Here is a 12819-nt window from a genome sequence, read left to right as displayed (position 1 = left end):
GAGCAGCCGAAGCAAAACCCCGTGACCAGCGAAGAGGACCTGCCCGAGCAGATGCGCGTGCGCCGGGAGAAGCGTGCGCGGCTGCTCGCTTCCGGCAAGGAGCCGTATCCCGTCGAAGTCGAGCGCACGCACACGTTGCGCGAGATTCGCGACGCGCATCCCGAACTCGAACCCGACACGCAGACCGGTCAGATCGTCGGTGTGACCGGGCGCGTGATGTTCATGCGCAACACCGGAAAGCTGTGCTTCGCGACGTTGCGCGAAGGCGACGGCACCGAACTGCAGGCGATGCTGAGCCTCGCCGGTGTGGGTGAGGAAGCCCTTTCCGAGTGGAAGACCGACGTCGACCTCGGTGACCACGTTTTCATCCACGGTGAGGTCATCAGCTCGCGCCGCGGCGAGCTTTCCGTGATGGCCGACGCGTGGCAGCTGACGTCGAAGTCGTTGCGCCCGTTGCCGGTCGCGCACAAGGAACTCGGCGAGGAAACCCGTATTCGGCAGCGTTACGTGGACCTGATCCTGCGGCCGTTGGCGCGGGACACCGTTCGGACCCGCGCGAACGTCGTTCGTTCTCTGCGCGACTCGTTCCACCGGCGTGGATTCCTCGAAGTCGAGACGCCGATGTTGCAGACGCTGCAGGGTGGTGCGTCGGCGCGTCCGTTCATCACGCACTCGAACGCCCTCGACATCGACCTGTACCTGCGCATCGCGCCGGAGCTGTACTTGAAGCGCTGTGTGGTCGGCGGCATCGAGAAGGTCTTCGAGATCAACCGCAACTTCCGCAACGAGGGCGTGGACTCGTCGCATTCGCCCGAGTTTTCGATGCTGGAGTACTACGAGGCCTACGCCACGTACGACACCAACGCGAAGCTGACTCGCGAGCTGATCCAGGAAGCCGCGGAAGCGGTGACGGGTTCTCAGATCGTGACGTTGGCGGACGGCACCGAGTACGACCTGTCGGGTGAATGGACGACGATCAGCATCTACGAGTCGTTGTCCGGGGCGGTCGGTGAGGAAATCACCCCCGAGACGCCGGCCGAGGTGCTGCGCAAGCTTTGCGACCGGCACGAACTCGAGCTCAACCCGAAGTTCGGGCACGGCAAGCTGGTCGAGGAGCTGTGGGAGCACCTGGTGTGCGACTCGCTCTACCTGCCCACCTTCGTGCGCGACTACCCGGTCGAGACGTCCCCGCTGACCAGGCAGCACCGCAGCAAGCCGGGTGTGGCCGAAAAGTGGGATCTGTACGTGCGCGGATTCGAACTCGGAACGGGTTACTCCGAACTGGTGGACCCCGTGATCGAGCGGGAACGCCTGGAAGCGCAGGCCCGCCTTGCCGCGGCCGGTGACGACGAGGCCATGCCGATCGACGAAGACTTTCTGCGATCACTGGAGTACGGAATGCCACCGAGTGGTGGTGTCGGAATGGGTATCGATCGGCTGCTGATGGCCCTCACCGGTCTGGGTATCCGGGAGACCATCTTGTTCCCGCTCGTTCGCCCTGAATGAGTAACTTTCCGGGATGTCGATAGGTGCAATGTGCCACCCGTGCGCTAACCTGCCTCGCAGAAGGCTTTAGTTGGCGACGCGGGTGCACCGCGCATTCGGGGTCCAGGAGGATACGCATGGCGCAGAAGGTCACCGTGACCCTCGTCGACGACCTGGACGGCTCCACTGCGGAGGAGACCGTCGAGTTCGGGCTGGACGGTGTCAGCTACACGATCGACCTTTCCTCGGGCAATGCGGGCAAACTGCGGGACGCTCTTGCCGACTTCGTCGGTAGTGCACGTCGCGCGGGTGGTCGTAAGCGCGTTGGGCCAGGTCGTCCGGCGGGTGTGAAGGCGCGCCCGGCATCGGCGGACCGTGAGCAGAACCAGGCCATTCGCGAGTGGGCTCGCAAGCAGGGCATGAAGGTGTCGGATCGCGGCCGCATCCCGGCCGAGGTCCTCGACGCCTACCACCAGCAGGGCTGAAATTCGTTAAATCACGAAGGGGTTCCGGGACGATTCCCGGAACCCCTTCGTGTTTTTGTGTGAATGATCAACTACTTGCGGTGAGAAGAAGGTCTACCCAAACGAGATCGTCGGCGGTCACAACGAGTTGACCGAATATCGCGCTCCGAACTTCCCGGCCGTTCTTCCCCTCGGTTGTGACCGGAACCGCGTCCCTGCACGTCGGAGGCCCGCGGTACTTCGGTTAGGCTTGCCTGTCTTCAGTTGCAGCCAGGAGGGGTGGGCCTTGGGTCGTCGGTCGTTCGGCCTGCTCCTCCTGCTGGTCGTGCTGGTCGCCGTGGCGCTGGTGAGCATCGCGGTCGGCTCGAAGGAGATCCCGCTGTCGGGCGTCTGGCACGGGCTCTTCACGCCGACCGGGGCCGAGGACGACGTGGTGGTGCGCGAGCTGCGGATCCCGCGAACGCTGCTCGGCATCGCCGTGGGCGTCGCGCTGGGCGTCGGTGGCGCCCTGATGCAGGGCCACACGCGCAACCCGCTGGCCGACCCCGGCATCCTCGGCGTCACGCACGGCGCCGCGCTGGCGGTGGTCGGTTCGATCTTCCTGCTCGGCGTCTCGTCGCTGGTCGGCTACATCTGGTTCGCCTTCGCCGGCGCGATGATCGCGAGCGTGGTGGTGTTCCTGCTCGGCTCGGCCGGGCGGGGCGGCCCGTCGCCGGTGACGCTGGCGCTGGCCGGTGCCGCGGTGTCCGCGCTGATGAACGGCCTGGTGTCGGCGATCGTGCTGCTCGACCAGCAGTCGCTCGACGCGTTCCGGTTCTGGCAGGTCGGCGCGATCGCCGGACGTGACCTGGCGGTGCTGACCCAGGTGCTGCCGTTCCTCGTCACCGGCCTGGTCGTGGCCGCGTTCAACGCACCGGGGCTCAACGCGCTGTCGCTGGGGGAGGACGTGGCGAGGTCGCTCGGCGTGAAGGTCAGCCGAACGCGGTCGCTGGGCGTCCTGGCCATCACGCTGCTGGTGGGAGGGGCCGTGGCCGCGTGCGGGCCTATCGGGTTCCTCGGCCTCGTGGTGCCGCACGTGGCGCGTGCGTTCACCGGACCGGACTACCGCTGGATCCTGCCGTACTCGGCGCTCCTCGGTGCCGTGCTGATCCTGGGCGCCGACGTCATCGGCCGGGTGGTCGCCCGGCCGTCCGAGGTGGAGGTCGGCGTGATGCTGGCGCTGCTCGGCGCCCCGTTCTTCATCTTCCTGGTGCGCCGCAAGAGGCTGGTGAAGATTTGACCGCGCTGAGGCTGGGGCCCGCCTCGTTCAGGCTGCGCCGCCGGCCGCTGCTGGTGGTGGCGGTGGCGCTGGTGGCGCTGGCGGCCCTGCTGGTCGTCGGCATCATGATCGGCGACTTCCCGCTGAGCGCGGCGCAGGTCGTCGACGTGCTGCTGGGCGGTGGCACGCGCCGCGACCAGTTCGTGGTGACGGAGCTGCGGTTGCCGCGCGCGTTGACCGGCCTGCTCGTCGGTTCCGCGCTCGGGCTGTCCGGCGCGATCTTCCAGGTGGTCGTGCGCAACCCGCTGGCCTCGCCGGACATCCTCGGGGTGACCTGGGGCGCCGGTGCCGGAGCGGTCTCGGTGATCACCTTCGCCGGGTCGCTCGGGGTGGTGACCGGCAGCGCGGCCGACGTCGGGTTGCCGGCGGCGGGCCTGGCGGGCGGGCTGGTCGCCGGACTGCTGGTGTACGCGCTGGCGTGGCGGCGGGGCATCGAGGGCTTCCGGATGGTGCTGGTCGGCATCGGCATCACCGCGGTGGCCGCCAACGTCACGCATTACCTGCTGACGGTCGGCGACGTGCAGGACGCCGGACGGGCGATGGTGTGGCTCACCGGGTCGTTGAACGGGCGCGGCTGGGAGCACGTCGTCCCGGTCGCGTCGGCGCTGGCCGTGCTCGTGCCGGTGGCGCTGGCCGGCGGGCACGTGCTGGGGGCGCTGCAGTTCGGCGACGAGACCTCGCGCGGGCTGGGCGTCCGCGTCGACCTCGCGCGGTCCGGGTTGATCGTCGTGGCGGTCGTGCTGGCCTCCGTGGCCACCGCCGCGGCCGGGCCGATCACCTTCGTGGCGCTGGCCACGCCGCAGATCGCGCTGCGGCTGGCCGGCACGGCGCGACCGCCGCTGTTCGGGTCCGTGGTGATCGGCGGTGTCCTGGTGATGCTGTCGGACCTGGTGGCGCGAACGATCTACCGGATCGAGCTGCCGGTCGGGGTGGTCACCGCGGTGCTCGGCGCGCCCTATCTGATGTACCTGCTGGTTCGCAGTCGCCGGGAGGCGCGGGTATGAGTGTGCGTCTTGAGGCTTCGTCGCTGTCCGTCGGCTACGGCGAGCGGCTGGTGGTCGACACGCTGGACCTGTCGGTCGTCAGCGGCACCGTCACCGCGGTGATCGGCCCGAACGGCTGCGGCAAGTCGACCCTGCTGCGCGCTCTGGGCCGCCTGCTGCCCGCGCGTTCCGGCGCGGTGCTGCTGGACGGCAAGCAGATCGACCGGATGGCGACCAAGGACGTCGCACGGGTGCTCGGGTTGTTGCCGCAGTCGCCTTCGGCACCGGAGGGCCTGACCGTCGCCGATCTCGTCGCGCGCGGACGGCACCCGCACCAGACCTGGTACCGGCAGTGGTCGTCGGACGACGCGGCCGCCGTCGACGCCGCGCTCGCGATGACGGGCATCTCCGACCTGGCCGAGCGGACCGTGGACGAGCTGTCCGGCGGTCAGCGGCAGCGCGCGTGGATCTCCATGGCGCTGGCTCAGGGCACGGACCTGCTGCTGCTCGACGAACCCACGACGTACCTCGACCTCGCGCACCAGATCGACGTGCTGGACCTGGTGCAGGAGCTGCACGCCACCATGGGCCGCACGATCGTCATGGTGCTGCACGACCTGAACCTGGCCGCCCGCTACGCCGACACGATCGTGGCGATGCGGGACGGCCGGATCGTGGCCCAGGGCACGCCCGCCGAGGTGCTGACCGAGCAACTGCTGCTCGACGTGTTCGGGCTGGACGCGCGCGTCGTGGACGACCCGGTGGCCGGGACGCCGCTCGTCGTCCCGGTCGGGTCGCGCCACCGCTAGCCCGGGAGCAGGTGCAGGGCGACGACCAGGTCGTTCGCCGGCTGTGCGTCAGGCGGCCGAAGCCGTGAAGTGTTGTTCCGAGATCAGCAGGTAGATCGGCATCGGGCTGGCGACGGCCCAGCGGAACTCCTTCCTGGTCCAGTGCGTCCGCCGGTACCGGGGGGACACGACCGCCACGAAGGCGTCCGACTCGCAGAACGCCCGCTCCACGCCCTCGTGCCGGTCGTGGTCCGGATCGTGGTGCAGGTCGTCGAGGTACGGGGTGCTGCCGGGCAGCAGATCCCTGACCTGCCTCTCGATCTCGCGGAGGGCGTCGTCGTCGTTGTCCTTGCGGGAGTAGCTCACGAACACCCTCATCCGAACCTGATCCATCCCACCTGTGACCTCATCTCGGCCAGGAGGTCGCTGACCGAGGAGCCGCGGGACCAGCGGCGCCGGAGTCGACGCCGTTGATGTCCGGCCGTGCCGCCCGCACCAGCTCGCAGGCGCATTCCGCGTCTCCGCCGCAGTTGGCGCTACCGCAGACCCATGTGTTCACGACCAGCATGGTGGGTCTCAATTGGTGGGGGAAGATCTGCGGCGGCAGTCGGAACCAGCGTCGGCTCGCCGACGGCGCCGGGGTGGGCAACGGTCAGGAGCAGGTGCGCGGGCAGGCCGTGCAGGGCTCGGCGTCCGGCAGCACGTAGTGGAAGCAGCAGCTGTTGCGCTTGCGCTTCCAGCCGTCGGCGGAGAGGTGCAGCGTCGACGCGGAGACGAACGGCTCCAGCTTCTCCGGCAGGATCAGCGCGGCGTCGGCGACGCCGCCGTTCTCGTCGCCGCACGCGCGGCCCGCGGCCCAGGCGCCGTACTCCAGCATGTCGGTCGCGGCGGCCCAGAGGGTGCGGCGGCCGAAGCGGACGACCTGGCCGAAGGAGGCCACGAACTGGGCGGCGTGGGCGGCGTAGCGGGCTCGCAGCAGTGCGGCGAGTGCGGCCTCGTCGGCGATGACGGTGGCGGCCGGGTGGTTCGAGGCCGGGTCGTCCGGCAGGCACGCGAACTCGTCGCAGAACAGGGAGATGCCGTCCGGGTGCGGGCGGCCCTCGGCGTTGACGCGGAAGGCGATGTCGGACGGCCTGAGCGAGGGGACGCGGCGGGCGGTGTGGAAGAGCAGGCCCGCGAGGGCGCCGGGGACGTGCAGGTACCAGCCCATGATGTAACCGGCGGTGGCGCGGTCGTCGGACTTGCCGTGCTGCTCGACCATCCACTCGGCGAGGTCCTTGCGCCACAGGTCGAAGCGCGCGGGCTCGGCCAGCAGGTCGGAGCAGATCGTCCAGTCCGGTGAAGTCGGAGTGCCGAAGCGGATCTCGGAGTTCGCTTCCAGGCGGGCGATGGACTCGGCGAGCGGCGTGAGCGCACGCGGGTGCTGCCGTGAGACCCTCGCCGGTACCGTCAACGCGCAAGCCCTCTCTCGGATGAATGAGGCTTGCCTAACCTTAGCGAAGGGTGACCTTGCTTCGCGCCTTGTGGTGGCGCCGGTCACACGAGTATCGCTCAACGGTGGGTTGTTCGCGCTGAGCGGACATCGCCCGATCTGTGGAATCCGTTGCTCCCGACCTGCGTTGATGCCGACGTCAGGGTTTACCGGACGCCACTGTGCGCTGACGGGAACCACAGGCCTCGGTACCGCCCACTACAGTGGAGCCACGGTGCCGCGCTCACCAGGGTAGATCGGTGGAGCCGAGGACCGCCGACGCAGCAGTCAGGGAGTGCGAATGTTCGAAAGGTTCACCGACCGCGCGAGGCGGGTGGTTGTCCTTGCCCAAGAAGAGGCACGGATGCTCAACCACAACTACATCGGCACCGAGCACATCCTCCTGGGTCTGATCCACGAGGGTGAAGGTGTCGCCGCCAAGGCGCTCGAGTCGTTGGGGATCGCGCTGGAAGGCGTCCGCCAGCAGGTCGAAGAGATCATCGGCCAGGGCCAGCAGGCTCCGAGTGGACACATCCCCTTCACCCCGCGCGCCAAGAAGGTCCTGGAGCTGTCGCTGCGCGAAGCGCTGCAGCTCGGCCACAACTACATCGGCACCGAGCACATCCTGCTCGGGTTGATCCGCGAGGGCGAAGGCGTTGCTGCGCAGGTCCTCGTCAAGCTGGGTGCCGACCTGAACAGGGTGCGGCAGCAGGTGCTGCAGCTGCTGTCCGGTTACTCGACGGAGAAGGGCGCGTCGGAGTCGACCGGTCGTGGCGAGGGCACGCCGTCGTCGTCCCTGGTGCTCGACCAGTTCGGGCGCAACCTCACGGCTTCGGCCCGTGAGGGCAAGCTCGACCCGGTGATCGGGCGCACCAAGGAGATCGAGCGGGTCATGCAGGTGCTGTCCCGCCGCACCAAGAACAACCCGGTCCTCATCGGCGAGCCCGGCGTCGGCAAGACCGCCGTCGTCGAGGGACTGGCGCAGATGGTCGTCAAGGGCGAGGTGCCCGAGACGCTCAAGGACAAGCAGCTCTACACGCTCGACCTCGGCTCGCTGGTCGCGGGCTCGCGCTACCGCGGTGACTTCGAAGAGCGCCTGAAGAAGGTCCTCAAGGAGATCCGCACGCGCGGCGACATCATCCTGTTCATCGACGAGATCCACACGCTCGTCGGCGCGGGTGCCGCCGAGGGCGCGATCGACGCCGCGTCGATCCTGAAGCCGATGCTGGCTCGCGGTGAGCTGCAGACGATCGGTGCCACCACGCTCGACGAGTACCGCAAGCACGTCGAGAAGGACCCCGCGCTGGAGCGCCGCTTCCAGCCGATCCAGGTGGGCGAGCCGTCGCTCGAGCACACCATCGAGATCCTCAAGGGCCTGCGCGACCGGTACGAGGCGCACCACCGCGTCTCGATCACCGACTCCGCGCTGGTCGCCGCCGCCACGCTGGCCGACCGGTACATCAACGACCGGTTCCTGCCGGACAAGGCGATCGACCTCATCGACGAGGCGGGCGCGCGCATGCGCATCCGCCGGATGACCGCGCCGCCGGACCTGCGCGAGTTCGACGAGAAGATCGCCGACGTGCGTCGCGACAAGGAGTCCGCGATCGACGCGCAGGACTTCGAGCGCGCGGCGAAGCTGCGTGACGCGGAGAAGCAGCTCCTGGGCCAGAAGGCCGAGCGGGAGAAGCAGTGGAAGGACGGTGACCTGGACGTCGTCGCGGAGGTCGACGACGAGCAGATCGCCGAGGTCCTCGCCAACTGGACCGGCATCCCGGTGTTCAAGCTCACCGAGGAGGAGACCACGCGTCTGCTCCGCATGGAGGACGAGCTGCACAAGCGGATCATCGGCCAGGTCGACGCGGTCAAGGCCGTGTCGCAGGCGATCCGCCGCACCCGCGCCGGCCTGAAGGACCCGAAGCGCCCCTCCGGCTCGTTCATCTTCGCCGGCCCGTCCGGTGTCGGTAAGACCGAGCTCTCGAAGGCGCTGGCGAACTTCCTGTTCGGCGAGGACGACGCGCTCATCCAGATCGACATGGGCGAGTTCCACGACCGGTACACCGCGTCGCGGCTCTTCGGTGCCCCACCCGGTTACGTCGGCTACGAAGAGGGCGGCCAGCTCACCGAGAAGGTGCGCCGCAAGCCGTTCTCCGTCGTGCTCTTCGACGAGATCGAGAAGGCCCACCAGGAGGTCTACAACACGCTGCTCCAGGTGCTGGAGGACGGCCGCCTGACCGACGGTCAGGGCCGGACGGTGGACTTCAAGAACACCGTCATCATCTTCACGTCGAACCTGGGCACGTCCGACATCAGCAAGGCCGTCGGCCTCGGCTTCACCTCGGGTCAGGACACCGCGTCCAACTACGAGCGGATGAAGAACAAGGTCAACGACGAGCTGAAGAAGCACTTCCGCCCCGAGTTCCTCAACCGCATCGACGACATCATCGTCTTCCACCAGCTGACTCAGGACGAGATCATCAAGATGGTGGACCTGATGATCGCCCGCGTCGAGACGCAGCTGAAGAACAAGGACATGGCTCTCGAGCTGACCGACAGGGCCAAGGCCCTGCTGGCCAAGCGCGGTTTCGACCCGGTGCTGGGCGCCCGCCCGCTGCGCCGGACGATCCAGCGCGAGATCGAGGACCAGCTGTCGGAGAAGATCCTGTTCGGCGAACTGCAGCCGGGCCAGATCATCATCACCGACGTCGAGGGCTGGGACGGCGTGTCCGACGACCACGACAAGGCGCGCTTCGTCTTCCGCGGCGAGGCCAAGCCGAACCGCGTGCCGGACGCCCCGCCGGTCGACCTGGCAGCCCCCGCGGCCACCGAGCCGCAGGACGCCCCGGCGACCGAGACCGAGTGACGTAGCAGGTCAGTGAGACAGCCCCCAGGCATCAGCCTGGGGGCTGTTTTCGTCTTGCTTCAACAATCCAGGCCCGCGGCGACTTGATGACGTGACACGTCTTCGCTGGAGGGGCCATGGAATTCCTGCTGATCCTGCTGCAGCCCTATGTCGTGATCTTCGTCGTGATCATGGTCGTGATGCTCGCGCTGCTTCCCCAGCGCCGCGCCAGTGCCCGCGCCGAGGCGATCGCCGAGCAGGCCCCGGACCTGGCCGAGCTGGCCTCGAAGCTGGGTGGTTCGCTGTCCGGCCTCGGCCAGGCCACCGCCTGGACTCCCCGGCTCCAGCGCTCCGCGCTTCAGGCAGAGCTGACGCTGACCTTCCGGCGCGGGCCGTGGCACGTCCGCGTGACCGAGGCCGCGGACGACTCCGCGGTGCGCGAGCACTGGATCGAGGTGGCGACGATGCCCGTGCCGCCGAGGAAGGTCCGGCAGGAGTTCCTCGAACTGTCCTTCGAGGACGGTTTCGTGCACGTCGTCGGCGACGGCCCGGTCCGGCCGGAGGAGCTCCTCGTCGTGGTCGACATGATCCTGGAGACGCTCGACGCCACGTTCGGCATGGCGCCGAGGGACCCGTCCGCGGTCGTCTGACCGGTCAGCGCGGCGTCACGGCGTAGCCGGCCAGCACGATCTGCCCCAGGTCCGGGTCGTCGTCCTCGTAGGCGCCTTCGTAGTTGAAGCCGAACAACGAGCGCAGCGCCGCCTCGGCCAGGTCGAGCGGGTGGAAGCGGAACGGGTACTCGTCGTCCTCCTCCAGTCCGGCGAGGAACTCCGGGTCGCCCGCCAGGTACCTCTCCTCGAACGGCAGGGGCGCGCCGACGTCCTCGATCACGCCGCTGTCGGGGGAGAGGCTGAACGCGCGGCGCACCGTGCCGTCCGGCGCCCAGATCGCATAGGCGAAGAAGTCCACGACGCTGTGCATGGCGTGCAGGTAGAGGGTGCGGCCGGCGGCCTCGCGGACGAACCGCTCGTCGAGCTGGGTCGGGGCGTCGCCGGCGGCGTCCCAGGTGCAGACGATCGACAGGCCGGGGAAGACCGCGGCGTAGACCTCGCCCTCCGGCGGGTTGGCCGAGTAGAGGTCGCCGTCGGCGATCGGGCGGATGTCGTGCGCCGGGTAGAGGCGCTCGACCAGGGCGGTGGTGGCCTCGCGGTCGATCTTCGGCGCTGCGCGCAAGACCTTGCTGACGTCGTCGGACGCGTAGAAGAGCATCCAGTCTTTGGCTCCCATGGGTTCAGCATGGCGGAGGGGTCTGACAGTTCCGGGACGCAACGGGACGCCGCCGCTGACCGTCCTTCCACCGTGGGCACCACACCGGAGACTGACGAGCACTCGGCGACACTGCACGACGTGGTCACCACCGAGGTGAAGCCGCCCAAGAGCGGGTTCGCCACGTTCCTGCTGGTCGTGTGCGCGATGGCGTTCGTCACGGCAGCACTGGTCAGGCTGCTCGGCATCGACGGCACCCGGTACATGATCGCCGCGACGACACTGACGCCGTACATCACCGTCGCAGGGCTGCTCATCGGGCTGTTGGCGCTGTTCCGCAGGAGATGGGTCGTCGGGCTGACGATGACCCTGGTGGCGATCGTGCTGGTGGCGAACGTGGCGCCGCGAGCGTTCCCCGACGCGCGGCCGAACGGAGTCGGCCAGCCCGTCCGGCTGATGACCTCGAACCTCCTCGTCGGCATGGCGGACGCCGAGGCGCTCGTCCGCGAGGCCAAGGCGCGCGACGTCGACCTCCTGACCATGCAGGAGCTGACGCCGGAGATGGTGCGCGACCTCGAACGGGCCGGTCTGGACGAGGTGCTGCCCAACCGGGTCTTCCTGGCCGAACCGGGCGGGTCCGGCAGCGGCATCGCGTCGAAGTACCCGCTCACCCGGCGCGACCTCACCCCGCCGGGCACGTTGCAGCAGGCGGGGGCGCTCGTCGACCTGCCGGGCAAGGACATCGAGGTCGTCTCGGTGCACCCGTTGCCGCCGGTCGTGCCGGAAGGCCCGGAGGCGTGGCAACGCGAGCTCGCCGGGCTGCCCGCGCCGGACTCCACCGGCGCGATCAGGGTGCTCGCGGGCGACTTCAACGCGACGCTCGACCACGTCGGCATCAGGCGGCTGCTCAACAAGGGCTACGTGGACGCCGCCGACCAGGTCGGCAAGGGCCTGATCCACACCTGGCCGAGCAACAGCGGGATCTGGCCGCCGCCGGTCACCATCGACCACGTGCTGGTCGACACGCGCTGTCCGGTCGACACGCTGGACGTGTTCGACCTGCCCGGCAGCGATCACCGGGCCGTCGTCACCCAGTTCGTCGTGCCAAGGTTCTGAGCGCTTCCAGGGCACCGACCGGCAACGAGACGCCGCGGCCGTGCCGGATCTCCGGTTCGCGGACGTTGATCCGGATCAGTGAGCCGTTGGACGCCGAAGCCAGCTCGGCTTGACGCCGCACGGTCGGCACCGCGGTACCGGCACCGATCTCGATCACCACGAGGTTCCGCTGCGCACGCCGCCACTCGTTCAGCGCGTCGAGCTGCGCCTGGCTGCGGTGCGGGATCCAGCCCCAGTCGCCGAACATCAGGATGTTGGGCCGGGCCAGGCCGCCGCACGACGGGCACGACGGCAGCTCGCCCACCGCGCGCATGGAATCGGGGTCGACGACGACGTCGAACGAGCACTCCCAGATCTCGTCGGTGCACGGTTCCACGCACTGGGCGTGGTGGATCGAACCGTGGACCTCGGCGACGTCGGTGAACCCCGCCTTCTGGAACTGGCCGTCCACATTGGACGTGAACACGCGGGCACCCCACGAGCGCAGGATCGCGAAACCCTCGTGCGGCACGGTCGCGCGGTAGAGCCCGAGCCGGTGGCCGTAGAAACCCCAGGCCAGCGCGGGATCGTCGACGAAGTGCGCCGGGTCGGCGATCTCCTCGAACTTCAGCCCGAGGCGCTCGTACGGCGGATAGGCCCGCCAGAAGCCCTCGGTGCCGCGGAAGTCCGGCAGGCCCGAGTCGACCCCGATGCCGGCACCGGCGCAGACGAGCACCGCGTCCGCGCCGGCGATCAGCTCGGCGGCCCGGTCGTAGGCCTCGTCGATCACCGCTGAGGCTTGCTCCCCAGCACGACCTCGAACTCCAGCAGGTCCGCACCGGTCGACACGGGCTTCGCGCGCTCACCGGAGTGCGCCTCCCGGCCGGCCTGGCCGTCGCGCCACGCCACGAAGTCCTCGTGGGTCTCCCAGTGCGTCACGACGAAGTAGCGGTCCTCGCCCGCGACCGGGCGCAGGAGCTCGAAGCCGAGGAAGCCCGGCTGGCCGTCGACCGCGCCGAGCCGCGCGGCGAAGCGCTTCTCCAGCTCGGGGCCGGCGCCCTCGGGGACCTTGATCGCGTTGATCTTCACGACTGCCATGCCATCCAC

General features: G+C 69.1%; 13 protein-coding genes. 8 read left to right on the top strand and 5 right to left on the bottom strand.

Going from position 1 to position 12819, the window contains the following annotated elements; genetic code table 11:
- Positions 1 to 51 precede the first annotated feature (51 nt).
- The 5 genes from lysS to ABZV40_RS00780 all read left to right on the top strand — a co-directional run bounded on the left by lysS (position 52) and on the right by ABZV40_RS00780 (position 5059).
- Positions 52 to 1506: a lysine--tRNA ligase gene (gene lysS / locus ABZV40_RS00800; RefSeq protein ID WP_355434109.1), complete on the top strand. Its 1455-nt coding sequence runs from the start codon at positions 52 to 54 to the stop codon at positions 1504 to 1506.
- A gap of 116 nt (positions 1507 to 1622) precedes the next feature.
- The gene (locus ABZV40_RS00795) at positions 1623 to 1970 is read left to right on the top strand and encodes an Lsr2 family protein (protein ID WP_030471050.1); all 348 of its coding nucleotides are present in this window, start codon (positions 1623 to 1625) and stop codon (positions 1968 to 1970) included.
- A gap of 265 nt (positions 1971 to 2235) precedes the next feature.
- Positions 2236 to 3228: an iron ABC transporter permease gene (locus ABZV40_RS00790; protein ID WP_355433805.1), complete on the top strand. Its 993-nt coding sequence runs from the start codon at positions 2236 to 2238 to the stop codon at positions 3226 to 3228.
- Positions 3225 to 4271 (top strand): iron chelate uptake ABC transporter family permease subunit, encoded by a 1047-nt coding sequence (locus ABZV40_RS00785; RefSeq protein ID WP_355433803.1) that lies wholly within the window; start codon positions 3225 to 3227, stop codon positions 4269 to 4271. Before ABZV40_RS00790 ends, ABZV40_RS00785 begins: the two co-directional genes overlap by 4 nt.
- The gene (locus ABZV40_RS00780; protein WP_355433802.1) at positions 4268 to 5059 is read left to right on the top strand and encodes an ABC transporter ATP-binding protein; all 792 of its coding nucleotides are present in this window, start codon (positions 4268 to 4270) and stop codon (positions 5057 to 5059) included. The genes ABZV40_RS00785 and ABZV40_RS00780 overlap by 4 nt, the downstream gene beginning before the upstream one ends.
- Positions 5060 to 5107: 48 nt before the next feature.
- Here ABZV40_RS00780 and ABZV40_RS00775 read toward each other — a convergent pair whose 3' ends face one another.
- Positions 5108 to 5416: a TIR domain-containing protein gene (locus ABZV40_RS00775; RefSeq protein WP_355433800.1), complete on the bottom strand. Its 309-nt coding sequence runs from the start codon at positions 5414 to 5416 to the stop codon at positions 5108 to 5110.
- Between the two features lie 274 nt (positions 5417 to 5690).
- The gene (locus tag ABZV40_RS00770; RefSeq protein ID WP_355433798.1) at positions 5691 to 6491 is read right to left on the bottom strand and encodes a (2Fe-2S)-binding protein; all 801 of its coding nucleotides are present in this window, start codon (positions 6489 to 6491) and stop codon (positions 5691 to 5693) included.
- Between the two features lie 319 nt (positions 6492 to 6810).
- Here ABZV40_RS00770 and ABZV40_RS00765 point away from each other — a divergent pair, with 319 nt between their 5' ends.
- Positions 6811 to 9372 carry an ATP-dependent Clp protease ATP-binding subunit gene (locus ABZV40_RS00765; protein WP_355433796.1) on the top strand — a complete coding sequence of 854 codons (2562 nt, stop codon included), beginning with the start codon at positions 6811 to 6813 and terminating at the stop codon, positions 9370 to 9372.
- 116 nt (positions 9373 to 9488) lie between these two features.
- On the top strand, positions 9489 to 10001 hold the full coding sequence (locus ABZV40_RS00760; protein ID WP_355433794.1) for a hypothetical protein: 513 nt from the start codon (positions 9489 to 9491) through the stop codon (positions 9999 to 10001).
- 4 nt (positions 10002 to 10005) lie between these two features.
- On the opposite strand, the gene ABZV40_RS00755 is transcribed toward ABZV40_RS00760, so the two are convergent.
- Positions 10006 to 10638: a hypothetical protein gene (locus ABZV40_RS00755; RefSeq protein WP_355433792.1), complete on the bottom strand. Its 633-nt coding sequence runs from the start codon at positions 10636 to 10638 to the stop codon at positions 10006 to 10008.
- A 72-nt stretch (positions 10639 to 10710) separates the two neighbouring features.
- On the opposite strand from ABZV40_RS00755, the gene ABZV40_RS00750 reads away from it, so the two are divergent.
- A complete protein-coding gene (locus tag ABZV40_RS00750) occupies positions 10711 to 11733 on the top strand; it encodes an endonuclease/exonuclease/phosphatase family protein (protein WP_355433790.1) in 1023 nt (340 codons plus the stop codon).
- Here the strand turns inward: ABZV40_RS00750 and ABZV40_RS00745 are convergent.
- Together ABZV40_RS00745 and ABZV40_RS00740 are read right to left on the bottom strand one after the other, a co-directional pair.
- Positions 11705 to 12499 (bottom strand): Sir2 family NAD-dependent protein deacetylase, encoded by a 795-nt coding sequence (locus ABZV40_RS00745; protein WP_355434107.1) that lies wholly within the window; start codon positions 12497 to 12499, stop codon positions 11705 to 11707. The two genes, ABZV40_RS00750 and ABZV40_RS00745, sit on opposite strands and share 29 nt — an antisense overlap.
- Complete coding sequence (locus ABZV40_RS00740; RefSeq protein ID WP_355433788.1) at positions 12499 to 12810, bottom strand: antibiotic biosynthesis monooxygenase; 312 nt, start codon at positions 12808 to 12810, stop codon at positions 12499 to 12501. Before ABZV40_RS00740 ends, ABZV40_RS00745 begins: the two co-directional genes overlap by 1 nt.
- Positions 12811 to 12819 lie beyond the last annotated feature (9 nt).

Source organism: Lentzea sp. NPDC004782 (assembly GCF_040609115.1).
Classification (GTDB): domain Bacteria; phylum Actinomycetota; class Actinomycetes; order Mycobacteriales; family Pseudonocardiaceae; genus Lentzea.
This window is presented reverse-complemented; position numbering and strand designations above follow the sequence as displayed.

What these genes read in the sequence shown, in the direction of transcription:
- lysS (WP_355434109.1), top strand. Translation starts at nt 52, where the DNA reads ATGCGCGTGCGCCGGGAGAAGCGTGCGCGGCTGCTCGCTTCCGGCAAG.
- ABZV40_RS00795 (WP_030471050.1), top strand. Translation starts at nt 1,623, where the DNA reads ATGGCGCAGAAGGTCACCGTGACCCTCGTCGACGACCTGGACGGCTCC.
- ABZV40_RS00780 (WP_355433802.1), top strand. Translation starts at nt 4,268, where the DNA reads ATGAGTGTGCGTCTTGAGGCTTCGTCGCTGTCCGTCGGCTACGGCGAG.
- ABZV40_RS00775 (WP_355433800.1), bottom strand. Translation starts at nt 5,416, where the DNA reads ATGAGGGTGTTCGTGAGCTACTCCCGCAAGGACAACGACGACGACGCC.
- ABZV40_RS00765 (WP_355433796.1), top strand. Translation starts at nt 6,811, where the DNA reads ATGTTCGAAAGGTTCACCGACCGCGCGAGGCGGGTGGTTGTCCTTGCC.
- ABZV40_RS00760 (WP_355433794.1), top strand. Translation starts at nt 9,489, where the DNA reads ATGGAATTCCTGCTGATCCTGCTGCAGCCCTATGTCGTGATCTTCGTC.
- ABZV40_RS00755 (WP_355433792.1), bottom strand. Translation starts at nt 10,638, where the DNA reads ATGGGAGCCAAAGACTGGATGCTCTTCTACGCGTCCGACGACGTCAGC.
- ABZV40_RS00740 (WP_355433788.1), bottom strand. Translation starts at nt 12,810, where the DNA reads ATGGCAGTCGTGAAGATCAACGCGATCAAGGTCCCCGAGGGCGCCGGC.